The organism is Ornithinimicrobium cavernae, assembly GCF_003121625.1.
Lineage (GTDB): Bacteria > Actinomycetota > Actinomycetes > Actinomycetales > Dermatophilaceae > Ornithinicoccus > Ornithinicoccus cavernae.
Map to the genome: position 1 here is coordinate 107,414 of NZ_QDDJ01000010.1, position 22,706 is coordinate 130,119.

24 protein-coding genes and 1 riboswitch are annotated in these 22,706 nt (G+C 71.4%); of the genes, 11 read left to right on the top strand and 13 right to left on the bottom strand.

The window, feature by feature from the left end:
• Positions 1 to 51 precede the first annotated feature (51 nt).
• The 3 genes from DA085_RS12860 to DA085_RS12870 all read left to right on the top strand — a co-directional run bounded on the left by DA085_RS12860 (position 52) and on the right by DA085_RS12870 (position 3,352).
• On the top strand, positions 52 to 1,440 hold the full coding sequence (locus tag DA085_RS12860) for a hemolysin family protein (RefSeq protein ID WP_109473383.1): 1,389 nt from the start codon (positions 52 to 54) through the stop codon (positions 1,438 to 1,440).
• A complete protein-coding gene (locus DA085_RS12865) occupies positions 1,437 to 2,513 on the top strand; it encodes a hemolysin family protein (RefSeq protein ID WP_109473384.1) in 1,077 nt (358 codons plus the stop codon). The genes DA085_RS12860 and DA085_RS12865 overlap by 4 nt, the downstream gene beginning before the upstream one ends.
• Positions 2,514 to 2,635: 122 nt before the next feature.
• The gene (locus DA085_RS12870; RefSeq protein WP_109473385.1) at positions 2,636 to 3,352 is read left to right on the top strand and encodes a DUF899 family protein; all 717 of its coding nucleotides are present in this window, start codon (positions 2,636 to 2,638) and stop codon (positions 3,350 to 3,352) included.
• An 88-nt stretch (positions 3,353 to 3,440) separates the two neighbouring features.
• On the opposite strand, the gene DA085_RS12875 is transcribed toward DA085_RS12870, so the two are convergent.
• Positions 3,441 to 4,277, bottom strand: coding sequence for a C40 family peptidase (locus tag DA085_RS12875; protein ID WP_109473386.1), 837 nt, complete (start codon positions 4,275 to 4,277; stop codon positions 3,441 to 3,443).
• 3 nt (positions 4,278 to 4,280) lie between these two features.
• Positions 4,281 to 4,424, bottom strand: a riboswitch (cyclic di-AMP (ydaO/yuaA leader).
• Positions 4,425 to 4,671: 247 nt separating this feature from the next.
• A complete protein-coding gene (locus DA085_RS12880; protein ID WP_109473387.1) occupies positions 4,672 to 5,394 on the bottom strand; it encodes an iron-dependent transcriptional repressor DtxR in 723 nt (240 codons plus the stop codon).
• 125 nt (positions 5,395 to 5,519) lie between these two features.
• Between DA085_RS12880 and DA085_RS12885 the strand changes: the two genes are divergently transcribed.
• Positions 5,520 to 6,224 (top strand): DUF3105 domain-containing protein, encoded by a 705-nt coding sequence (locus tag DA085_RS12885; protein WP_109473388.1) that lies wholly within the window; start codon positions 5,520 to 5,522, stop codon positions 6,222 to 6,224.
• A gap of 1 nt (position 6,225) precedes the next feature.
• Complete coding sequence (locus DA085_RS12890) at positions 6,226 to 6,987, top strand: DUF305 domain-containing protein (RefSeq protein WP_202619221.1); 762 nt, start codon at positions 6,226 to 6,228, stop codon at positions 6,985 to 6,987.
• Positions 6,988 to 7,021: 34 nt separating this feature from the next.
• On the opposite strand, the gene pdxH is transcribed toward DA085_RS12890, so the two are convergent.
• Positions 7,022 to 7,714 carry a pyridoxamine 5'-phosphate oxidase gene (gene pdxH, locus DA085_RS21635; RefSeq protein WP_237565485.1) on the bottom strand — a complete coding sequence of 231 codons (693 nt, stop codon included), beginning with the start codon at positions 7,712 to 7,714 and terminating at the stop codon, positions 7,022 to 7,024.
• Between the two features lie 60 nt (positions 7,715 to 7,774).
• Here pdxH and DA085_RS21640 point away from each other — a divergent pair, with 60 nt between their 5' ends.
• Positions 7,775 to 8,293: a hypothetical protein gene (locus DA085_RS21640; protein WP_237565486.1), complete on the top strand. Its 519-nt coding sequence runs from the start codon at positions 7,775 to 7,777 to the stop codon at positions 8,291 to 8,293.
• Here the strand turns inward: DA085_RS21640 and DA085_RS12900 are convergent.
• The 4 genes from DA085_RS12900 to DA085_RS12915 form a co-directional block, all read right to left on the bottom strand.
• Entirely contained in the window at positions 8,262 to 9,632 is a 1,371-nt protein-coding gene (locus DA085_RS12900) for an MFS transporter (protein WP_237565487.1), read from the bottom strand. The genes DA085_RS21640 and DA085_RS12900 overlap by 32 nt on opposite strands.
• A 79-nt stretch (positions 9,633 to 9,711) precedes the next feature.
• A complete protein-coding gene (locus tag DA085_RS12905; RefSeq protein ID WP_337189787.1) occupies positions 9,712 to 10,986 on the bottom strand; it encodes an MFS transporter in 1,275 nt (424 codons plus the stop codon).
• 5 nt (positions 10,987 to 10,991) lie between these two features.
• The gene (locus tag DA085_RS12910) at positions 10,992 to 11,435 is read right to left on the bottom strand and encodes a MarR family winged helix-turn-helix transcriptional regulator (protein ID WP_337189785.1); all 444 of its coding nucleotides are present in this window, start codon (positions 11,433 to 11,435) and stop codon (positions 10,992 to 10,994) included.
• Positions 11,436 to 11,623: 188 nt separating this feature from the next.
• Complete coding sequence (locus tag DA085_RS12915; protein WP_109473391.1) at positions 11,624 to 13,093, bottom strand: NCS2 family permease; 1,470 nt, start codon at positions 13,091 to 13,093, stop codon at positions 11,624 to 11,626.
• Positions 13,094 to 13,111: 18 nt separating this feature from the next.
• On the opposite strand from DA085_RS12915, the gene DA085_RS12920 reads away from it, so the two are divergent.
• Positions 13,112 to 13,369 carry a DUF2530 domain-containing protein gene (locus DA085_RS12920; protein ID WP_109473392.1) on the top strand — a complete coding sequence of 86 codons (258 nt, stop codon included), beginning with the start codon at positions 13,112 to 13,114 and terminating at the stop codon, positions 13,367 to 13,369.
• 45 nt (positions 13,370 to 13,414) lie between these two features.
• Here DA085_RS12920 and DA085_RS12925 read toward each other — a convergent pair whose 3' ends face one another.
• From DA085_RS12925 to DA085_RS12940, 4 genes are all read right to left on the bottom strand, one after another.
• Positions 13,415 to 14,158 (bottom strand): DUF3027 domain-containing protein, encoded by a 744-nt coding sequence (locus DA085_RS12925; protein ID WP_109473393.1) that lies wholly within the window; start codon positions 14,156 to 14,158, stop codon positions 13,415 to 13,417.
• Positions 14,158 to 14,559, bottom strand: coding sequence for a cold-shock protein (locus DA085_RS12930; protein ID WP_109473394.1), 402 nt, complete (start codon positions 14,557 to 14,559; stop codon positions 14,158 to 14,160). The genes DA085_RS12925 and DA085_RS12930 overlap by 1 nt, the downstream gene beginning before the upstream one ends.
• A gap of 190 nt (positions 14,560 to 14,749) precedes the next feature.
• Complete coding sequence (locus DA085_RS12935; protein ID WP_202619222.1) at positions 14,750 to 15,181, bottom strand: iron chaperone; 432 nt, start codon at positions 15,179 to 15,181, stop codon at positions 14,750 to 14,752.
• A gap of 103 nt (positions 15,182 to 15,284) precedes the next feature.
• Positions 15,285 to 17,147, bottom strand: a complete 1,863-nt coding sequence (locus tag DA085_RS12940; RefSeq protein ID WP_109473396.1) for an ABC transporter ATP-binding protein — start codon at positions 17,145 to 17,147, stop codon at positions 15,285 to 15,287.
• A gap of 161 nt (positions 17,148 to 17,308) precedes the next feature.
• Between DA085_RS12940 and DA085_RS12945 the strand changes: the two genes are divergently transcribed.
• Entirely contained in the window at positions 17,309 to 17,824 is a 516-nt protein-coding gene (locus DA085_RS12945; protein ID WP_237565488.1) for a MarR family winged helix-turn-helix transcriptional regulator, read from the top strand.
• A 116-nt stretch (positions 17,825 to 17,940) separates the two neighbouring features.
• On the opposite strand, the gene DA085_RS12950 is transcribed toward DA085_RS12945, so the two are convergent.
• Positions 17,941 to 19,227, bottom strand: coding sequence for an ammonium transporter (locus tag DA085_RS12950; protein WP_109473397.1), 1,287 nt, complete (start codon positions 19,225 to 19,227; stop codon positions 17,941 to 17,943).
• 147 nt (positions 19,228 to 19,374) lie between these two features.
• Positions 19,375 to 20,319, bottom strand: a complete 945-nt coding sequence (locus DA085_RS12955) for an o-succinylbenzoate synthase (protein ID WP_237565498.1) — start codon at positions 20,317 to 20,319, stop codon at positions 19,375 to 19,377.
• Positions 20,320 to 20,435: 116 nt separating this feature from the next.
• Between DA085_RS12955 and DA085_RS12960 the strand changes: the two genes are divergently transcribed.
• The 3 genes from DA085_RS12960 (at position 20,436) to DA085_RS20985 (ending at position 22,679) form a co-directional block, all read left to right on the top strand.
• Positions 20,436 to 20,849, top strand: coding sequence for a VOC family protein (locus DA085_RS12960; RefSeq protein ID WP_109473399.1), 414 nt, complete (start codon positions 20,436 to 20,438; stop codon positions 20,847 to 20,849).
• Positions 20,850 to 20,883: 34 nt separating this feature from the next.
• Positions 20,884 to 21,813, top strand: coding sequence for a 1,4-dihydroxy-2-naphthoyl-CoA synthase (locus tag DA085_RS12965; protein WP_237565489.1), 930 nt, complete (start codon positions 20,884 to 20,886; stop codon positions 21,811 to 21,813).
• A 224-nt stretch (positions 21,814 to 22,037) separates the two neighbouring features.
• Entirely contained in the window at positions 22,038 to 22,679 is a 642-nt protein-coding gene (locus tag DA085_RS20985; protein ID WP_154402195.1) for a hypothetical protein, read from the top strand.
• The last annotated feature ends 27 nt before the right edge of the window (positions 22,680 to 22,706 follow it).

A 22,706-nucleotide genomic window follows, 5' to 3' on the forward strand; every position in this document is an offset into this window, starting at 1 on the left:
GCCGGGCCAGGCCCGGCGCTCCACCCACACCGTCCGGCAGGGGAGCCTCTGATGCTCATCGTCAGCGGCCTGCTCGTCATCCTTCTTCTCACTGTGCTGACCGGCTACTTCGTCGCGCAGGAGTTCGCCTATGTCGCCGTCGACCGCGGGCAGCTGCAGAAGCTCGCCGACGAGGGCGATGCCGCCGCCGAGCGCGCGCTCCGGGTCACCTCGCGGCTCTCCTTCACCCTGTCCGGCGCCCAGTTCGGCATCACGCTCACAGCGCTGCTCGTCGGCTTCGCCGGCGAGCCCCTGCTCGGCCAGGGCCTGGTCCGGGTGCTCGGCGTCACCGACCTCTCCCCCGCGGCAACGACCTCGCTGTCGGTCGCGGTCACCCTGCTCGTCGCCACCGGCGTGCAGATGGTCCTGGGCGAGCTCGGCCCCAAGAACCTGGCCATCGCCCGCCCGGTCCCGCTGGCCCGGGCCCTGTCCAGGTCGACGCTGCTGTATCTCACGCTCGCCGGCCCGATCATCAGCCTGTTCGACAAGGCGTCCAACCGGTTGCTCCGCGCGGTCGGCATCGAGCCGTTGGAGGAGCTCCCGCAGGGCGCGACCCCCGAGGAGCTGCACCGCATCATCGACGAGGCCCACACCGGCGGCCTGCTCGACGCCGACCTGTCCCGGCTGCTCGGCCGGGGCCTGGCCTTCCGCAAGCACGTGGCCGAGGAGGTCATGACCCCGCGCATCGACGTCGAGACCGTCCAGGCCGACGAGCCGGCCGCCCGCGTGCTCGAGCTGCTCGAGACCGGGCACTCCCGCTTCCCGGTCATCGGCCGGGACATCGACGACATCGTCGGGGTGATCGGCCTGCACGAGCTGTTGGAGGTGCCCGCGCACGAGCGCCCGACGACGACCGTCCGCGACCTGGCGAGTGAGGCGCTGATCCTGCCCGAGAGCCTGCCGCTGCCGCGGGTCCTGGAGCAGATGCGCGAGGCGCACCGGCAGATCGCCGTCATCGTCGACGAGTACGGCGGCTTCGCCGGTGTCATCACCTTCGAGGACGTCGCCGAGGAGGTCGTCGGCGAGATCTGGGACGAGGGCGACCTCGAGGAGGAGACCGTCGAGGTCCAGCCGGACGGCACCTGGGAGGTCCCGGCCCGGCTGCGACTCGACGAGGTGCACCAGATGACCGGTGTCACGCTGCCCGAGCACGAGGACTACGACACGGTGTCCGGGCTGATCATGGACCGCCTCGGCCGCGTGGCCGAGGAGGGCGACACCCTGGAGGTCGCCTGGGACGGCCGGGACGAGAGCGGTGCGCCGGTGGTGCACCGGGTGCGGCTCGACGTCCTCTCGGTGCAGCGCTACGTGCCCGAGACGGTCCGGCTGCACGCACCCCGGACACAGCCGGGCTCGCTGGCCGACGACGCGGCCACCGCGGTCGAGGAGGTGGCCTCATGAGCACGAGCACCGCCCTGCTGGTGAGCGTCCTGCTCCTGGTGCTCAACGCGTTCTTCGTCGCGGCGGAGTTCGCCGTCGTCGCCGCCAAGCGTCACCGGCTGGAGGAGCGCGCCTCCGCCGGCAGCCGTGCCGCCAAGTCGGCCGTGGCCGCGAGCAAGGAGCTCTCCTTGATGCTGGCCGGTGCCCAGCTCGGCATCACCCTGTGCACCCTGGGCCTGGGCGCGCTCGCCGAGCCCGCCGTCGCCACGCTGCTGGAGCCCGCCCTGCACTGGGCCGGCCTGCCGGGTGCGCTGACGCACGTCATCGCGGTGATCATCGCCGTCGCGCTCGTCGTCTTCGTGCACATGGTGGTCGGCGAGATGGCACCGAAGTCGTGGGCCATCTCCCACCCCGAGACCTCGGCGGTGCTCCTGGCGATGCCGTTCCGCGGCTTCACCTGGGCGAGCCGCCCCCTCCTCTGGGTGCTCAACGAGCTCGCCAACCTCATGCTGCGGATCGGCGGGGTCCAGCCGGTCGACACGGTGAGCGCGACGCACGGGCCCGCCGAGCTGCAGCTGCTGCTCGCCCAGTCCCACCAGCACGGGGTGCTGGACGACGAGGACCACGCGATCCTCACCGGCGCCCTGAAGCTCGAGGAGGAGACCATCGCCGCGGTCATGTTCCCCGTCGCCGAGGCCGTCTGCGTGCCGCACACCGGCACTGCGAGGGACGTGGAGCAGATCTGCCGGGAGAGCGGCCGGTCCCGCCTGTTCGTGACCCGGGACGGACGGATCACCGGCCTGGTCCACGTCCGCGACGCGGTGCGCGCCACGGCCGCGGCCCAGCGGGAGTATGCCGTCACCCACCTCGAGCAGGAGGCCATCACCCTCCCGGCGAGCCTGCCGCTCATCGACGGCGTCCAGCGCATGCGTCAGGAGCGCGCCCAGCTCGCCCTGGTCAGCGATCCCGAGGGCACCGTCGTGGGGCTGATCTCGCTGGAGGACCTCCTGGAGCAGATCCTCGGTGAGTTCGACGACGAGACCGACGAGCCGGAGCCGGACCCGGCCCCGGTGGCGCAGCCGTCGATGTCCTGACCCGACTCACGGCCTGCTGAACGCACGCCGCGCGGCACCGGCCGGGCCGGTGCCGCGATGAGTCCGGGGCACAGCCCCGGTCTACCTCCTCACCCAGCCGTACGGCATACCGAGGAGGAAGCATGCGCCTGCCCAGACACCCTGTGGCCGTCAGCCACCACCCAGAGATCGTGGACCGCGCCACCTGGGAAGCAGCCGTTGCCGAGCAACTGGCCAGGGAGAAGGCGCACACCCGGGAGGGCGATGCGCTCGCGGCGGCGCGGCGGCGGCTCCCGATGACCGAGGTGCCGGCGACCGCCACCGTGGTGGGTCCGGACGGACCGGTGCCCTTCCGGGAGACCTTTGAGGGGCGGTCGATGCTCGTGGCCTACTTCCACATGTGGCACGACGGCCATGCCTGGCCGGGGCAGTGCGAGGGCTGCACCTTCTCCACGGCACAGATCCAGGTGCCGGAGTACCTCAACGCCCGGGACGTCACCCTGGCGGTCCTCAGCGAGGGCAGCTACGAGGAGAGCGCACCGTATGCGGAGTTCATGGGCTACCGGCTGCCCTGGTGGTCGGCCAGGGACTCCGCGGACGAGCTGGTCGCGGGGCGCGGGTTCGGCATGCTCGCCTGCTATCTGCGGCTCGGCGAGCGGGTGTTCGAGACCTGGTGGACGACGGGCCGCGGCACCGAGGTGATGGACTGGAGCTACGGCCTGCTCGACCGCACCGTGTACGGGCGGCAGGAGGCGTGGGAGACCTCGCCCGACGGGTGGCCCAGGCTGCAGGACGAGCACGCCTGGCGCGTCGCGGGGCGGCCGACGGCGCAGTGGCACGTCACCGACGCGCCCGCCTGAGTCGTCGGGCCCTGGTCTGGCTGAGGGCCACAGACGCAGGAAGGCCCCGCCGGAGCGGGGCCTTCCTGGTGGTGCGGGGCGCTGTGCGTCAGAGGACGCGGCCGTAGCCGCTCACGCCGCTGAAGATCGGGCGCAGCTGGCTCGGGATGCCGGGCTTGCCCGAGTCGTAGACCATGCCGTTGCCGGCGTAGATGCCCACGTGGTAGGCCGGGTAGCCCCAGAAGATCAGGTCGCCGGGCACCGGGTTGCTGACCGGGGTGGCGTAGGCCTGCTGGGCAGCCGCGGAACGGGGCAGGTTCACACCGATCTGGGCGTACACGTAGGAGGTGTAACCCGAGCAGTCGAAGCCGGCCGGGGTGCTGCCGCCGTACTGGTACATGATGCCGGTGTAGGCCGCGGCGACGCCGAGGACGCCACCACCGTTCGACGGCGGGGCGGGAGCCGGGGCCGGCTCCGGGGCCGCCTCGCGCTCCGTGCTGCGGCTGGCGGAGTAGCCGGACCGCTCGGAGGTGGAGGAGTCCGTGGAGGACACGGAGTCGTCGGTGGTGGCCGGGGCAGCCTCTGCCACGGGCTCGGGCTCCTCGACGACCGGGGTGACGCCGGTGAAGCCCAGCGAGCCGAACTCGATGTCAACGTCCTCCGGTGCGGCGACGGCCACGGCCGGCAGGTCCGTGGGCTCGGCCATGACCGGCATAGAGGTCGCGAGGAGGTCGACGCTCACCGGGGAGTTGACGGCGCCGGTCACCACGGTAGCGACCTCGTCGACGATGCCCTGGGGGTTGGCGCTCGCGGGGGCAACGGCGGCGGCCAGGAGGCCACCGGAGGTCGCAACGACAGCGGTCGTCTTCGCCGAGCGGGTGATCGTGGCGCCTGCTGCAGTGAGCCGGCTGGGCGCGCGGTGGCGACCGGGGGTGCGGTGGGTCACGGTGGTACCTCTCCAAATGCCTACGGGGTGAGCTGTCGGGCTCGGGCTGGAGTGCGCCCGGAGCAACGGCGAACCGAAACTCTTAGCCCCAAGGGGCCGAAGCCCCAGTAGTGGGTCCCCCGCTCCTGCCAGCGGTGTACTCAAAGATCCACCCACAGTGACAGGACTCAGCGCCTGCGGGTGGAGCTCCTCCGGGGAGAGGCAGCGAGACGAGAGTACACACCCGATCCGCGGATTGTCACGTTTCGGTAAAGGCTCTGTGGAAAACTCACGGCGGATCTGGCGCCACAACGCCGTTGACCTGCGCAGATCCCGTGCGACTTGGTCAAACTCCCAGTGTTCTTGTGAGTGAGTTCACATCACGACACTGCAACATCTGCAGGGCTGCCGACGTCTACCGGGGATCGGTGTCAGCGGTCCCGGCGGCGCTGTTCACGAAGATGTGCGAGGCGACGTCGTGGGGCAGCGAGACGGCCGTGTCACCGTCGCGGGTCCCGGTGACCACGACCCGGTCACCCTGGGTGCTGGCCCGGACGGTCTGGCCCGGCGCCACGCCGGCCTCACCCAGGAGCGCGAGCACGTCCGGCTCGACCTGGGCCGGCTCACCGATGCGCACCACGACCACCTCCTGGTCGTCCTCGGCAGCCAGCACGTCGAGCAGGTGCCGTCCCCCCGCGCCCGCCGTGACGGCATACTCCGGGTCGAGCTCGGACAGGCCCGGGATCGGGTTGCCGTAGGGCGACATCAGCGGGTCCTTGATGATCGCGAGGATCCGCTCCTCCACCTGGTCGCTCATCACGTGCTCCCAGCGGCAGGCCTCCTCGTGCACGTGGGGCAGGTCGAGCCCGATGACATCGACGAGGAGCCGCTCTGCCAGGCGGTGCTTGCGCATCACCCGGACGGCGGTGCGGCGACCGTGATCGGTGAACTGCAGGTGACGGTCGTCCTGCAGGGTCACCAGCCCGTCGCGCTCCATCCGTGCCACGGTCTGGGAGACCGTGGGTCCGGAGTGACCCAGCCGCTCGGCGATGCGAGCCCGCAGGGGCGCCACCCCGTCCTCCTCCAGCTCCAGAATGGACTTCAGATACATCTCGGTCGTGTCGATCAGGTCGGTCATCGCATGGCCTCCATCGCGCGCAGGTCTGACCTCGATCCTACTGACGGGACGCCCAAGGTCGGCTATCCGCATCCCAGGTCCAGCACCTACCATGTCCCTCGACGCCCACGACCCGCAGGAGAAGCATGCCCAGGCCGGACCGATCCACGCCCACCAACGCCTCCGCGGGTGGCAAGAAGAAGGGCGCCAAGGCGCCGCAGGGCGCCGCCGCCGACCGTCAGGCCCGGGTGGCAGCGATCCAGAAGAAGGCAAGGTCCGCGGACCGCAAGGGCACCTCGATGATCTGGGTCGCCCTCGCCGTGGTCCTGGTCCTCATCGCAGGTCTGGTGGTGTGGGCCGTCGTCGACCAGAACACCAACCGGCCCGGTATGGGCGCCGTCGTGACCTACGACGAGCTCGACGACCCCAGCGACGACCTGGGCCGCAACCACGTCCAGACCGCGGTGGAGTACCAGCAGAACCCGCCGGTCGGTGGAGACCACCACCCCACCTGGCTGAACTGCGGGATCTATGAGGAGCCGGTGCCCAACCACCACGCCGTGCACTCGCTGGAGCACGGCGCGATCTGGCTGACCTACCAGCCGGGCATCCCGGAGGGCGACCTCGACGCGCTGCGCGACCTCGCCTCCCAGGAGTTCATCCTGCTCTCGCCGAACGAGGGGCAGGAGCACCCGATCATGGCCACCGCGTGGGGCCGCCAGCTGGGGGTCCAGAACGGCAGCGACACCCGCCTCGAGCAGTTCATCCGCGACTGGCGCCAGGGACCGCAGACGCCCGAGCCGGGTGCTGCCTGCACGGGCGGGACCTCGGTCGACCTCATCGGGGGCTGAGGTGGGCACGGCCGCAGCGCAGCCCGAGAGCGGCTGGGCCCGCGTCCGGGTCGGCGTGGTCGCGGGCACGGCGGTCCTCGGCCTCGTCCTGGGCACCCTGCTCGGCTGGGTCGTCTTCGGCGGCTCCACACCGGGCGACGACAGCGTCGCCGCCGGCTTCACCCGGGACATGGCCGAGCACCACGCCCAGGCCGTCGAGATGTCCCTGGAGGTCCTGCAGACGACCGAGGACGACGGCGTGCGCGCCCTCGCCACCGACATCGCCTCCACCCAGGGCAACCAGCTGGGCCAGATGGAGGGCTGGATCCGTCAGTGGGGCCTGCCGATGGCCCGCCCCGGCGACCGCATGGAGTGGATGGACGGGCACCACTCCGGCCACACCATGCACCTGGTCGAGGGCGCGCCCATGGCCGGCATGGCCAGCCCCGAGCAGATGGAGTCGTTGCGCGCCGCGGAGGGCGAGGCGGCCGACATCCTCTACCTGCAGCTGATGACCACCCACCACATCGCGGGAGTAGAGATGGCCCAGGCCGCCCTGGACGGCGGCGTCGAGGGCGAGGTCAGGCGCCTGGCCGCGGCGATGGTCAACGGTCAGGAGGCGGAGATCGACCTCATGCACGGGATGCTCGAGGAGCTCGGCGCACCGACCCAGGAGGCCTCCGGCACCACCGTCGGCGTGGCGGGCTCGGGGTCGGCCGACACCGGCGACCACGCGGACCACTCGGGTGACGGGGCCGAGGAGACCGGCGGCCACGACCACTGACCGCTCCGGCCTGCCAGCCGGCGCCGTCGCCCCCTCAGGGTTGCAGACGCGTGAGCCGCCAGGCGCCGGCGTCGTCCAGGTCACCCGGGGTCACCCGGGTCAGGACCAGCCGGTCGTGCAACCGGTTCATCCGCCCGGCCCAGAACTCCACCCGGTCCGCCCGCACCCGGATCGCGCCCCAGTGCTCTGGCACCGGGACGTCGTCGGGACGGCCGTGGTCAGGGAACCGGGCGGCATACTCCGCATAGGCCGCCTCGAGCTGGGCCCGGCCGGTGGCGGGCTGCGACTGCTCGGAGGCCCACGCGCTGATCCGGGAGCCCCACGGTCGCTGCCGGAAGTACGCCTCCACCTCCGCCCGCTCGACCAGCTCGGCCGTGCCGCGGAACCGGATCGCCCGGAACATGCTCGGCCAGGTCAGGCTCGCGGCGATCTGTGGGCGCACCTCCAGCTGTCGACCCTTGGTCGAGCGCAGGTTGGTGACGAAACCCGGACCGCGGGCGTCCAGGAAGCGCATCAGGACCGTCCGCACGTCCGGACCGTCGTCGTCGACCGTCGCCACCGACAGGGCGTCCGGCTCCGGGACGTCGCCCTGCTCCTGCTGCCGGGCCCGGGCCTCCCCCACCCAGCGGGTGATCTGCCGGAACGGCGTGGCGGCGAGCCCCTCCTCGCCCAGCCCCACCCCCGCATACTCCGTCCGTCCGGTCCCTGACTGCTCACCTGTCGTCACGCACCGAGTATGCCGCGCGCTTAGGCTGGGTGGGCAAGGACCAGTCGCAGGAGGTGCACGATGGTGGGCAAGGGCAAGGCAGCGGGCCGGCTGATCAAGTACGGGCCGGTCGCCGCCGCGGCTGCGCACAAGTGGGGGCCGGTCGTCTGGGAGCAGCTGAAGAGCCCGCGCGAGCCCGCCGAGAAGTTCGTCCAGGCCAAGGTCGCCAAGGGCAACCAGCGCAAGAAGGCGATGGCCCACGCCGCCACGGTCATCGACGGCTCGGTCCTGCAGGTGTTCCACCTCAACGCCGCGCACTGGGTGGTCTTCTCCGGGGAGGACCCGATCGCGGTGCACCCGCCGACCCAGGCCTCGTTCGAGGAGCTGCTGGACCGGGCCGACCTGAGCAAGCGGGTGCGGCCCCAGGAGCGCACAGTGACGATCACCGTGCCCCGGCCCGGGCGACGCCCCACGGGGGCCACGGCCCGGGCGACCCGCGAGGAGCCGGCGCCCGGTCCGCATACCTCCGGGTCGCCGGTCGCTCCCGGCTCCGTGGTGCGCGGCGAGATCAGCCCCGGACCGGAGGGCCACCCGAGCTGAGCGCGGCACCCGCAGCCGGTCCGCTGCCCAGGTCCCGCCGGTTGTCCGGCACTCGGATGAGCAGGCTGAGCGCGGCGCCCAGGGCGGCGAGCGCCATCGGGTAGACGCAGACGTAGGTCCGCCAGGCGGCATCGGCCTGGTTCCCGGGGTCGTCACCGGAGTAGTAGCCGAACAGGGCGCCGAGCGAGGCCAGCGCCGCGCCGCTGACGATGCCGGAGAGGCGCCCGAAGAACCCGAACGCCGCAAGGAAGACACCCTCCCGGTGCGCGCCGTGCACCACGGTGTCCTCGTCCAGGACGCGGGCGATCACCAGGTCGTTGCTGGCCAGCATCCCGGCATAACCCACCCCGACGCAGAGCCCGGCCAGGATGGCCGTCAGCAGGTCCTGGGCCAGGTAGAGCGGCACGAAGCCCAGCGCCAGCAGCACGAGCGCCAGCCGCCACGTGAACGGCGCCCCCTTGACCCGGACGACACGCGCCCACACGGCGAGGAAACCGACCGTGGCGAGGATGACCACGCCCTGCAGGTAGAGCGCGTAGGCGACGGGCAGGCCGAGCGAGTAGCGCACGTAGAGCTGGACGCCGGTGAGCACCAGTCCCATCGCGCTCAGATAGCAGGCGCTGACCGTGCCGATCTGCCAGAAGCGGGGGTTGGCCAGGATCACCCGCACCGTGGCCAGCAGCGGTGGGCGCGGTCCGCGCAGCGCGCCCGGGTCCTCCCGGACACCCAGGGTCATGTAGACGATGACCGCGCAGGCCAGCGCACCGTAGAGGACCGCGGTGACCGTGAAGCCCGTCGTCGTCTCCTCGGTGCCGAACACCTCGGTGGTCAGCCACGGTGTGAGCGCCAGGGAGACGACGAGCGCGAGCAGCTGGAAGCCCTGCCGCAGGGCGTTGGCGGTGGCCCGCTCCCGCTCGCGGGGGAACAGCTCGGGCAGCAGCGCGCCGTAGTTGGCGTTGATCAGCGAGTCGGCCGCCTCGCAGAGGATCGCGAAGGTGGCGAACCACACCACCAGGCCGGGGCCCTCCAGCGAGTCCGGCACGGCGAACAGCGCGATCGTGCCCAGCGCCAGGACCGGGGCGCCGACGAGCAGCCACGGGCGGCGCCGCCCCCACCGGGTGCGCGTGCGGTCCGACAGGTAGCCCAGGACCGGGTTGTCGACCGCGTCGATGATCGCGTAGGCGACCATCACGATCCCGTAGAGCCGGCCGTCCAGCCCGAGCATGTCGACGTAGAAGAGGATCAGCGACCCCTTGATCATGCTGATCGGGATCGACGTGCCGAACATGCCGACGGCGTAGCGTGCCGGGCGCGTCGCGGGGGCTGCGGTGCTGGTCACAGGACCGCCGCGACGGCGGCGGCCACGAAGAACAGGGCGAGGGCCACCAGGACGATCACCCGGCGGGAGCGGGGCGTCATCAGGCGACCTTCTCCGGGAGCGGCTCGGTCGGACCGTACTGGACGCTGAGCCAGTTGCCGCGCTCGCGCTGCAGTCGGATGCGGATGTCGTTGGTGCGCATGACGTAGATGGTCGCAACACTCACCGCGATCCCACACGTCACGGTCGCGATCAGCACCGTCCAGCGGGCCCCGAGGGTCTCCCCGATCCACCCGATGAACGGCGAGCCGAGCGGGGTGCCGCCCATGAACACCGCCATGTAGAGCGCCATTACCCGGCCCCGCACCTCCGGCGCGACGCTGAGCTGGATCATCGAGTTGGCGGTCACCATCACGGTGAGGGCGGTCAGCCCCGTGGGGATGAGCAGGAGGGTGTAGACGGTGAAGGACGGCGCCAGGCCCACGAACAGGGTGCACAGCGAGAACATCCCCATCGCCCCCAGGAGGTAACGCAGCCGGGGCTTCTCCCGGCGGGCGGCCAGGAGGGCACCACCGAGGGAGCCGATCGCCATGACCGAGCCGACCGCGCCATACTCCTCCACCCCCTTGCCGAACGCCTCGGTGGACATGAGCGCGTTGGTCAGCTGGAAGTTCATCCCGAACGTGCCGTGCACGAACACCAGCGCCAGGATCAGGATGAGGTCGGGGCGGTGGCGCACGTAGGCGATGCCCTCGCGGATCCGCCCCTTGCCGCTCGCCCGCGGGGCGGGGGTGAGCTCGTCCACGTCCATCAGCAGCAGTGCACCGATCACTGCGACGAACGAGCCGGCGTTGATGAGCAGCGTCGGGCCCGTCCCGACCCAGGCGATGAGCAGACCGGCCACCGCGGGGCCGATGAGCCGGCCGCTGTGGAACGAGGCGCTGTTGAGACCGACGGCGTTGGTGATCTGGGTGGGCGGCACCATCTCCGAGACGAAGGCCTGGCGGGCGGGGGCGTCGACGGCCGCGGCACAGCCCTGGATGAAGGCGAGCAGATAGATGTGCCACAGCTCGACCACGCCGGTCACCACGAGGAGTCCCATCGCCACGGCGGTGAGGGCCATCAGCGTCTGGGTGACCATCATCACCTGACGCTTGGCGAACCGGTCGCTGACAGCACCCGCGGCCGGGGCGAGCAGCAGCATCGGCAGGAACTGCAGGCCGGTGACGACGCCCAGGGCCTGGGCCGAGTTGTTGGTCAGCTCGGTGAGGACGAGCCAGTCCTGGGCGACGCGGCCCATCCACGTGCCCGTGTTGGAGACGATGCCTCCGGCGGCGTAGACGCGGTAGTTCTTGATGGCCAGTGAGCTGAACATGGCGCTCACTGATCGAACACCCTGTTCAGCAGCTCGCTCGCGCGGGCGAGCAGCTCGCGCTCCTCGTCCGTGAGCCCCGCCAGGCGCTGGGTCATCCAGGCGTCCCTGCGGGCCCGGTGCTCATCGAGCTCGCGCTGCCCGGCAGCGGTCAGGGAGAGACGGACCACCCGGCCGTCGTCACTGTCCGTGGCCCGCTCCACCAGGCCGAGCTCGACGAGGGCGCCGACGGTGCGGCTCATGCTCGGGGCGCTCACCCGCTCGATGGTGGCCAGCTCGCCCGAGGTGTAGGACGACTGGGCGAGTCGGACGATGACGCTCAGCTGGTGCGGGGCGATCGTGCTAGTGGTCTCGAAGCGCACGCGGCGCGAGACACGCATGCACGCGATACGCAGGTCGTGCGCGAGCCGGGCGATGCCGTCCGGCGAGTCGTCAGTGGGCAGAGCAGACACGGCGGTCCTCGGAGTCGCAGGCGAGAAGAGTACTTAGCCTAACTCATTACCTCTGCTAACTATTCCCGGAGGGTGCCCGCCGCCCCCACCGTGACGATCCCGCCGGCGGCGAGCAGGCGGTGCACTTCGCGGTCAGCCGCGCGAGCGGGCCACCACACTGCGCGGACGACGCCTCTCCCTCGGCGAGGTCAGACGCCGAGCAGGTCCCGGATGGGCTCCAGCGTGAAGTAGACCAGGAAGAGTGCCGCGATGAACCACATCAGCGGGTGCACGGCGCCGGCCCGGCCGCGCACCACCTTGAGCAGGACGAAGCCGAGGAAGCCGGCCCCGATGCCAGCGGTGATCGAGTAGGTGAACGGCATCAGAACGATGGTCAGGAACGCCGGGAAGGCGATCTCCATGTCGTCCCAGTTGATCTCCTTGACCTGGCGCATCATCAGGTAGCCCACGACGACCAGGGCGGGCGTGGCCGCCTCGTAGGGGACCATCGACACCAGCGGCGAGAAGAACGTGGCCACCAGGAAGAGCGCACCGGTCACGACGGACGCCAGCCCGGTCCGGGCCCCCTCACCCACACCGGCGGCAGACTCGATGAACGAGGTGTTGCTGCTGACGCTGGCCGCGCCACCGGCGGCGGCAGCGATCGAGTCGACGATGAGGATGCGCCGGGTGTGGGGCGGGTTGCCGTCCTCGTCGAGGAGGTCGCCCTCGGCACCGACGGCCACCATGGTGCCCATCGTGTCGAAGAAGTCCGCGAGCATGAGGCTGAAGACGAGGAGGATCACGGCGACGATGCCGATCCGGTCGATCGAGCCCAGCAGGTTGAACTGCCCCAGGAGCCCGAAGTCCGGCAGGTTCACCAGCTGCTCCGGGAGCGCGGGGACGTTGAGGCTCCAACCCGTCGGGTTGGTCACCTCTCCCTCGGCGTTGGTCTGTCCCCCGATGCCGATCGCCGACTCCAGGATGACAGCCAGGACGGTGGCGCCGATGATGCCGTAGAGGATGGCGCCCTGGATCTTCTTGGCGTGCAGCACCGTGATGGTGATCAGGCCCAGGACGAAGACGAGGGTCGGCCAGCCGACCAGGGACCCGCCGACGCCCAGCTCGACCGGGGGTGCACCGGCGGGCTTGCGGACGATGCCGGCGTCGACCAGGCCCACGATCGTGATGAACAGCCCGATGCCGACGCTGATCGCCATCTTGAGCTGGGCGGGCACGGCGTGGAAGACCGCCTCACGGAACCCGGTGAGCACCAGGAGCAGGATGACCAGCCCCTCCAGGACCACCAGACCCATCGCGTCCGCCCAGGTCATCCCCGGCAGTCCGGCGATCCCGAAGGTCACCACGGCGTTTAGGCCCAGTCCGGCCGCCAGCCCGAGCGGGTAGTTGGCCACGACCCCCATCAGGATGGTCAGCAGGCCGGCGACCAGCGCGGTGGCGGCAGCGATCATGGCGATGTCGCCGCCGCCCAGGAAGTTGCCGGTGCTGTCCGGCACGCTGGTGAGGATGAGCGGGTTGAGCACGACGATGTAGGCCATGGTGAAGAAGGTGGCGATGCCACCCCGCACCTCGCGACCGACCGTCGAGCCTCGCTCACCGATCCGGAAGTAGCGCTGGAGGGTTGACGCGTTCGACGCCTGTTCGGCGGTGGCAGACATGCCGCATACATTAGGGCCATGCCACAGGAAACGGGGACCGAGGGTGGCGACACGCTGCCCCCGATCACCCCGCCCGAGGCGGCACTCCGCACCATCGAGGTGGTGCGTTGGGGCATGGCGCTCTGGGCCGTGGCGCTGGTCGTGGTCCTGCTGGTGCCGGCCCTGCGCGAGGGTGACCGCAGCTGGTGGGTGTGGGTCCCCGTGTCAGGCCTGGCGCTGGGCGTGATCGGCCACGTCTACCTCTCCAGGGGGCGCGGCAACGCCGCCGACGCCTGAGTCGGCACCGCCCCGTCCGGCGTGGGTGAGCCGGGCGGACCGGGCTCAGCGCTCGACGATCTCCAGCACGGTGTCGTCGAGGACGGGCGGCTCGATGCTCTCCGGCTCGGCACGCTCCACGTCGATCTCGCTGTGCGCACCGCAGCCGTGGTCGAGGCTCACGACGCTGCCGTCGCTGGGCGACCACTCGTTGGCACACACCCCGAAGACGGCACGCAGCGCGCCGGCCATCGGGACGAAGAAGCCGCACGAGCTGCACGGTGCGGGGGCCTTCTTGGCGATCTCGGCCTCCGGGCCGTGCTCGCCGTCGTACCACCGGGTGGCGGCCGCGTCCCGCCCCTCGGCGGACAGCACGCGGGGACGTCCGAGACCCAGCTCGACGAAGCCGACCTGGTCGACGTCCTCGTCACCCGTCGCCTCGAAGCCGGCCTCCAGCAGGGGGTCGTCCTCGATCATGGGGGTGACGTCGCCCGGGCCCACATCACCCGGAGCCAGCCGCTCGGCATACGGCACCCAGGCCGGGGAGAGGAGCGCGTCGTCCCCGGCGACCAGGTGGGTCTCGCTGATGAGCGCCGTCCGGCCCCGCGGGGGGCGGGTCAGCGTGATGGCCCAGCGCCAGCCCGGGTAGGCCGTCGCCGTGCAGTCGAAGTAGTGCGTGCCCACGCGGTCCTCGTCCATGACGAACGCGATGTGCTCACCGACCGTGCCGGGCTCGGCGATCGCGACGGCAGCCTCGCGCGCTGCCTCCTCGGCAGCGGCCAGGACGGCGTCCCGCTTGGGCGCGGCCATCAGGCTCCGGCCTCGAACTGGTCCGCCACGGCGCGCAGGCTCTTGGCCAGGGCCCCGGAGAGTCGCTTGTCCGGGTAGTGCCCCCGGCGCAGGCTGTTGGACGAGTCGTCGAGCAGCTTGATGAGGTCCTCGATGACGACCGCCATCTCCTCGGCCGGCTTGCGGTCGCGGATCGCCATCGACTTGCTCACCGAGGGCGTGGGCTCGAGCAGGCGGACGTGCAGCGCCTGGTCACCGCGGCGCCCCTGGGCGATGTCGAACTCGACCCGGGCACCGCGCGCGAGCGTCTTGACACCGGACGGGAGGACGCTGGCGTGGACATAGACGTCCTGACCCTCGTCGCTGGAGAGGAAGCCGAAGCCCTTCTCCTCGTCGTAGAACCTGACCTTGCCCGTGGGCACTGTGCACCTCTTGTGTGTTGCGTGGGGGAAGCGTGATCCCAGGTTAACGTCTCGGGCGCCGAACTCCCGACTCGATTCCGTCCCCGCACCCCGATCCCGCACCCTCGACCGAGCGCACGGTCGCCCGAGAAATCAGGGCACCGGGCGCACGGGCACCCGGGATCTCAGGCCACCGGACGCGCGGCTCAGGTCAGCTGGCGGCCCGCTTCACGAGCTCGGTGATCCGCTCCTCCTCGGCGCTGGTCAGCTCGACCAGGGCGAACGCCGTCGGCCACATGTTGCCGTCGTCCAGGTTGGCTGGTTCGTTGAAGCCCAGCTCGGCGTAGCGCACATCGAACTTCGAGGCGGCCTTGAAGAAGCAGATCACCTTGCCGTCCTTGTTGGCATAGGCCGGCATGCCGTACCAGGTCCTGGCCGCCAGCTCCGGCGCCGCCTCCTTGATCAGGGCGTGCACCCGCTCCGCCAGGGGCCGCTCGGCGTCGGACAGGGCGGCGATGGCGTCGAGCACCGCCTGCTCGGCCTCGGCGCCCTTCTTGGCGGCCTTGAGCTCCCGGGTGCGTTCGCGCAGCGCCGCCCGCTCCTGGGCGGACAGCTTCGTGGTGTCCTCGTCCTTGGCGGCCATGATGCATCCTCTCGTCTGGTGGGTGTGGTCCATACGCTAGAGGGCACGGCCACCTGCTGCTTCTCGGATCCTGATCGACCACCGACGTCCGCGTCGCAAGGCCTCAGGCCGCCAGGGACGCGAGCGCGGGCTCGTCGGCCCGCTCGTTCGCCCTGACCAGCGCGGTGTACGCACCGTCGGCCGCGACGAGCTCCTCGTGGGTGCCGCGCTCCCGGATCCGGCCGCCGTCCAGGACGACGATCTGGTCCGCGTGCCGGACCGTGGAGAGGCGGTGCGCGATCGTGATCACCGTGCACCCCTCCCCCAGCTGCTCGAGCGCGTGCTGGACCGCGAGCTCGGTGCGGGTGTCCAGGGCACTGGTCGCCTCGTCGAGCACGAGCACCTTCGGGTGACGCAGCAGGGTCCGCGCCAGCGCCAGCCGCTGCTGCTCTCCTCCGGAGAACCGGTGGCCTCGGGCACCGACGACCGTGTCGTATCCCCGGGGCAGTGCCATGATCACCTCGTGGATCTGCGCGGCGCGGGCGGCGTGCTCGAGCTCGGCGTCCGTCGCCTCCGGGGCGGCAAAGCGCAGGTTCTCCCGGACCGTGTCGTGCAGCAGGTAGGTCTCCTGGGTCACCACCCCGACCACGGCGGCGCGCTGCGCGGAGCTGAGGTCACGCAGGTCGATGTCGTCGAGCGTGACCCGCCCACTGGTCGGGTCGTGCAGTCTGCTGACCAGGGCGGCCAGGGTGCTCTTGCCGGACCCCGTCGGGCCGACGATGGCCACGTGGGAGCCGGCCGGGACGGTCAGGTCGACCTCGGTCAGGGCGTCGGACCCGCTGTCCGTATGCCGGAAGGTCACCTTGTCGAGCACGACCCGCCCCTCGGCATACTCCGGGTCGAGGTCGGCCGGGCGCTCCGGCTCGGGGACCTCAGCGGTGAGGTCGAGGTACTCGAAGATGCGGCTGAACAGGGCCATCGAGGCGGTCACCTGCACCCCGGTGGTGAGCAGGCCCATGACCGGGCGGAAGATGCCGGCCTGCAGGGCGATGAAGGCGACCAGGGTGCCGATCGTGATGCCCTCGGCCGTCACCGGCAGTCCGGCGAGCAGATAGACCAGGGCGGGGATCACGCCGAAGATGATGCCCATCGTGGCGGTGCGCCAACGGCCGGCGATCTGGGCCGCGACCTCGAGCTCGAGCAGGTCGTCCGAGGTGCGGAAGAAGCGCTCGGCGAGCGCGGGACCGGCACCCAGGGTCTTGCTCAGGCGCGCGCCGCTGACCGACAGCGACTCCTCGACCTGGCTGTGCAGACCGGCCAGGGCCTTCTGCCGCCGGTCCGTGGCCTCGCGGCGCAACCGCGCGACCGAGCGGCTGATGAGCACCGCCGGCGGGATGACGACCAGCGACAGCAGCGCCAGCTGCCAGCTGAGCGCGACCATCGCGACCAGTGTGCCGACGACCGTCGCGACGTTGCCCGCCAGACTCGTGGCGGTCGAGGTGACCACGCCCTGCAGACCGGAGATGTCGTGGGTGAGGCGCGACTGCACCTCGCCGCCGCGGGTGCGCGTGAAGAAGGACAGCGACTGCTTCTGGAGGTTCGTGAAGACCGCGGTGCGCAGGCCGTGCATGATCTGCTGTCCCACGGTGGTGGACATCCAGGTCTGCACGACGCCGAGCACGGCGTTGACCGCGGCGACGCCGACCATGGCACCGACGAGGGCCAGCAGGAGGCCCACGTCCTGGCGCGGGATCGCGTCGTCGACGAGAGCCTTGGCCAGGAACGGCGTGGCCAGGCCGAGCACGGAGCTGGTCACGATGATCCCGAGCACGACGAGCAGCCTGGTGCGGTGCGGGCGGAACAGGGCGAGCACCCGTGAGGCACTCACCGGGTGGGCAGCCAGCTGGGCCGTGTCCCTGGGGTCCCGGCGGGCACCGCCGTGGCGGCCCCCTCCGGTGCGGGGTGCGAAGTCGTGCGTGGCTTCCATGGGCCCCCTCCTTTCGTGTGGTGACCGCCGGCGCGGCGGCCCGGTTAATAGTGAGGTTACCACACTGTCTGGTTGCCTCCCTACTCTGGTAGACTCCATCGCGCGGCCGTCCCCCAGCCACCGAGCACCTCGACGTGGACGCCGCAGGAGGAAGGCGTCCCGTGTCCCACCACGACCACAGGCACCCGAGCACGCACGGTGAGCACCCGATCGACGCGGAGGCCTCCGAGCTCGAGCTGATCCAGCACCTGGCCCGCCACCTGCGGCGCGGCTCCGCGGTCGAGACCGCCCCGTGGGGCCTGTCCCCGCACCAGGCGCGGGCCCTCGGTGTCATCGCCCGCAGCGAGGCCCGGCACCACCGCCGGCCGGGAGGAGACAGCGACGAGGTCGGTGGGCTGCGCCTCGGGGCGCTTGCCGGCTGGCTGCAGATCGCGCCGCGCTCGGCGACCGAGGTCGTCGACGCCCTCGAGGAGCTCGGCCTGGTCACCCGCACCCCGGACCCGGCCGACCGGCGGGCCGTGCTGGTCACGCTGACCGACCGGGGCCGCGAGGCCTCCCACGAGATCCGCGCCGCCCGACGCGCGCAGAGCGAGACCCTCCTCGACGAGCTCAGCGCGCAGGACCGGGCTCAGCTGCGCGCCTCGCTGCTCACCCTGCTCGAGGCCGCTACCCGCTGATCCGAGTCCGCCCGCCCAGCAAGGCCGAGCGGACGCGGGTTCACCCTGGCGAGCACGGACCATGTCGTGCCCGCGGTGGGACGAACCCGCGTCCGGTGCGGTGGCTCAGCGCCGGGTCAGACAGAGACCTTGTCCGTCTGCGCTCCGGTCACCACCGTGACCCCTGGCCCCAGCGTGCTGAGCGGGCCGAGCTCGTAGGCCAGCTCCGAGTGCTCCGACAGGTCGACCCCGCGCTCCTCGTCCTCGGCGGAGACGCGGAAACCGATGGTCCGGGCGATGGCCAGGGCGATCAGGAGCGTCATGACACCGGTGAAGGCGACGGTGAACACGGTCGCCACCACCTGGGCGGTCAGCTGCTCGACCCCGCCGCCGTAGAACAGCCCACCACCGACGCCGTCGACGGGCATGGCCAGGAAGCCGATCCCGACCGTGCCGATGAGTCCGGCGACCAGGTGCACACCGACCACGTCCAGGGCGTCGTCATAGCCGAAGCGGTACTTCAGCCCCACGGCGAGCGCCGCACCCGCCCCCGCGACAGCACCCAGGACGATCGAGCCCAGTGGACTCAGCGAGGCACACGCCGGGGTGATCGCGACCAGCCCGGCGACCACGCCGGAGGCGGCCCCCAGCGAGGTCGGGCGACCGTCGCGGACGCGCTCCACCAGCAGCCAGCCGAGCATCGCCGCAGCCGGGGCGACCAGCGTGTTGACCCAGATCAGGGCGGCCTCCTCCGTCGAGCCGGCGGCCCCGCCGTTGAAACCGAACCAGCCGAACCAGAGCAGCGCGGCACCGATCATCACCAGCGGCACGTTGTGCGGGCGGTGGAAGCCGCGGCCCCAGCCCGCCCGGCGTCCGAGCACGTAGACGAGGACCAGCGCCGCCACGCCGGCGTTGATGTGCACCACGGTGCCGCCGGCGAAGTCGATCGCCTCCCCGAACCTCCGGCCGATCGCGCCGTCCGCCGACAGCAGGCCGCCTCCCCACACCATGTAGGCCAGCGGGCAGTAGACCAGCGTCACCCAGACCGGGACGAAGGCCACCCAGGCGCTGAACCGGGTCCGGTCCGCCACCGCGCCCGAGATCAGGGCGACGGTGATGATCGCGAACGTGGCGGCATACCCGATGCCGGTCAGGTCGCCCGTGCCGACGTGCTCAGACAGGCCGAGGTCGGCCGTCGGGTCGCCGACCAGCCCACCGAGGATCCCCGGGGAGGAGGTCATGCCGAAGCCCCAGAGCACCCACACCACCCCGACGAGCCCGATCGAGACGAAGCTCATCATCATCATGTTGAGAGCGGCCTTGGCCCGAGCCATGCCGCCGTAGAAGAACGCGAGCCCGGGAGTCATCAGCAGCACGAGGGCCGCGGACACCATCACCCAGACGTCTGTCGCCGTCAGTTCCATGTCGTGCCTCCAGATCCGGGGCGCGACCTGGAGCCGCGCCGGTGGAGGCAGTCAACGACCTCGGTGTTTCCGTGGCGGAGCGAGAGTGTTTCGGCCGTATGTCGCTCGTTACGGTCGCGTGAACACGTCACCGTGCGCTCGGGCGGGTCAGGTGAGGAGGGCGTGGCAGCGGGCGAGGCGGTCCAGCCACCAGTCCCGCCGCTCCCCCGTCAGCTCGCGCCCGGCCAGGCCCGGCTGCTCGTCGGCGCGGACCACGGCGAGGGCGTCCTCGACCGTGATCACCCCCGCCGCCGGCACGAGCGGGCGCTCGGCCACGTCGGCGTCGAGCAGGCCCACGGTGCCGAGGCCGCAGGCGTGGTCCAGCTCGGGCAGCGCCGCGGCCAGCGCCACCCCGGCGGCGATCCCGACGGAGGTGTCGATCGCGCTGGACACGACCGCCGGCAGCCCGCACTCCGCCACGATCCGCAGGGCGGAGGCCACCCCACCCAGCGGCGCGACCTTGACGACCACGAGGTCGGCCGCCCCCTCGCGCGCCACCCGCACCGGGTCCTCGGCACGCCGGACCGACTCGTCCGCGGCGATCGGCACGTCCACGCCGTCGCGGGCCAGCAGACGGCGCAGCTCGGCGAGCTCGGCGACCTCGGCGCAGGGCTGCTCGGCATACTGCAGGGAGTATGCCGACAGCCGGGTCAGCGCCTCCCTCGCCTGCTCCACGGTCCAGGCCCCGTTGGCGTCCACCTTGATCTGCCCGCCCGGCCCGAGCAGGGCCCGCACCTCGGCGACCCGTGCCAGGTCGTCGTGAAGCGTCTGTCCCGCCTCGGCGACCTTGACCTTGACCGTCCGGCAGCCGTCAAAGCCCTCCAGGACGCCCGCCACGTGGCCCGGCCCCACCGCGGGCACAGTGGCGTTGATCTCGACCCGGTCCCGGACCGGCGCCGGCCACGTCCCCCAGGCCGACTCCAGGCCTGCGGCGAGCCACCTGCAGGCCTCCGGGTCGGCATACTCCGGGAAGGGCCCGAACTCTCCCCACCCGCTCGGTCCGCGGAACAGGACGGTCTCGCGCACGTCGATGCCACGGAACCGGATCCGCATCGGCAGGGCGACCGGCGTCGCGGCGGCGAGCAGCTCGGGCAGGTCTGGGGTCACCCGACCAGCCTAGGACGGCGTCCTCGGTCGCGGGTGTCGGTGGTCCCCGGCACAGTGGAGGGATGGCACTCAAGTGGTACACGACGGTGGTGGACTGCGCCGACCACCGGGCCCAGGGTCGCTGGTGGGCGCAGGTCCTGGACTGGATGGTCGCCTTCGAGACCGAGGACGAGGTGGTCCTGGTGCCCCAGCACGCCCGGGAGGAGGGTGGGCCCGTCACCGACCTCGGAGCCTGGATGCGTCGCGGGCAGGGGCTGGTGTTCGTTCCGGTGCCGGAGGGCAAGGCGGTCAAGAACCGTCTCCACCTCGACCTGGCGCCGCACTCCAGCCAGGACCGGGACGCCGAGATCCAGCGGCTCCTCGACCTCGGCGCCACCCAGGTCGATGTGGGGCAGGACCCGGCGAGGGCCACGTGGACGGTGTTTGCCGACCCCGAGGGCAACGAGTTCTGCGTGCTGTCCAGCCGGGACCAGTGACCGGCGGTCTTCGGGCTGGCCTACTCTGGCGGGCGTGACCGAGCAGAGCACCCAGGCAGCCAGCGCGTTCGACCCGAGCCAGTGGGAGGTCGTCGAGGGCTTCGAGTTCACCGACATCACCTACCACCGCGCCCGCGACGTCGGGGCGGTGCGGATCGCGTTCGACCGGCCGGAGGTGCGCAACGCCTTCCGGCCGCACACGGTCGACGAGCTCTACCGCGCGCTGGACCACGCCCGGATGACCCCCGACGTCGGCGTCGTGCTGCTCACCGGCAACGGACCGAGCCCCAAGGACGGCGGGCATGCGTTCTGCTCTGGAGGGGACCAGCGGATCCGTGGCCGGTCCGGTTACCAGTATGCCGAGGGAGAGACCGCGGACACGGTCGACCAGGCGCGGGTCAAGGCTGCCGGTGGGCGGCTGCACATCCTGGAGGTACAGCGGCTGATCCGCACCATGCCCAAGGTCGTCATCGCCGTCGTCAACGGGTGGGCCGCAGGTGGCGGGCACTCCCTGCACGTCGTCTGTGACCTGACCATCGCCTCGCGCGAGCACGCGCGCTTCAAGCAGACCGACGCCGACGTGGGCAGCTTCGACGCGGGCTACGGCTCGGCCTACCTCGCGCGCATGGTCGGGCAGAAGTTCGCCCGCGAGATCTTCTTCCTGGGGCGGACCTACGACGCCGAGCAGATGCACCAGATGGGTGCGGTCAACCTGGTCGTGGACCACGCCGACCTGGAGCGCGAGTCCCTCGTCGTGGCGCGGGAGATCATGGGCAAGTCGCCGACCGCACAGCGGATGCTGAAGTTCGCGTTCAACCAGATCGATGACGGGCTGATGGGCCAGCAGGTGTTCGCCGGCGAGGCGACGCGACTGGCCTACATGACCGACGAGGCGGTCGAGGGGCGCGACGCGTTCCTGGAGCGGCGGGACCCGCAGTGGGGCCCGTTCCCCTGGTACTTCTGAGGCCCACCGGCGTTCTCGGTCGGGGCCGACCCCGGGCGGCCAGGGCCTGGTGCGCCGCTGCCGTCGGGGCGGCCCCGGTGTGTGACCAAGCCCACGGATCGTCATCGCAGGTGAGGGCGTCGTAGGCACGGTCGGGATTAACCGAGGAACCCACGATCGTGGGACAATCCAGGCTGAACAGACTGTGACGATAGGGGAGGAACCCGATAATGCGACGTGCGCTTGTGACTGCTCTGGCGGTCCCCGTCCTGCTGCTGTCCGCCTGCGGCGGTGACGAGCCCGAGGTCGAGGACGTGACGCCCCAGGAGACCGTGGAGGAGACCACCGACGCGGAGGCCACCGAGGAGCCCACCGACGAGGCTGCGGTCACCGAGGAGGCTCCCGCGACCGAGGAGCCCACCACCGAGGCACCCGCTGACGAGGAGCCCACCACCGAGGCCCCGGCCGACGGTGGCGAGGCCACCGAGGCGCCCGGCGCCGGTGGCGGCGAGGGCGAGGGTGGCGCCGACGGACAGGCCGCCGCGGACCGCACCAAGGAGTGGCTGGTCGCCTTCGTCAACGCCGAGGAGGCCGTCTGCGACATGATGCTGGACTTCGACGGCGAGGCGCCGATGAAGGACAACAAGGCGCAGTACGACATCTGCATCGACACCTTCCCGACGCAGGCCAGCAACATGTTCAGCCCGGAGATGGCGGGCATCATCGAGTCCATGGAGATCAAGGGCGCCGACGTCCAGGGCGAGACGGCCGTGGTCGACAAGGACAACTTCTCCCCGATGTTCGCCGAGGGCATCGGTGACCAGGTCATCACGCTCAAGAAGATCGACGACGCGTGGTACGTCGACATGAACGAGAGCTTCAACTGAGCGGCTGACCCTCGGTCAACTGCCTCC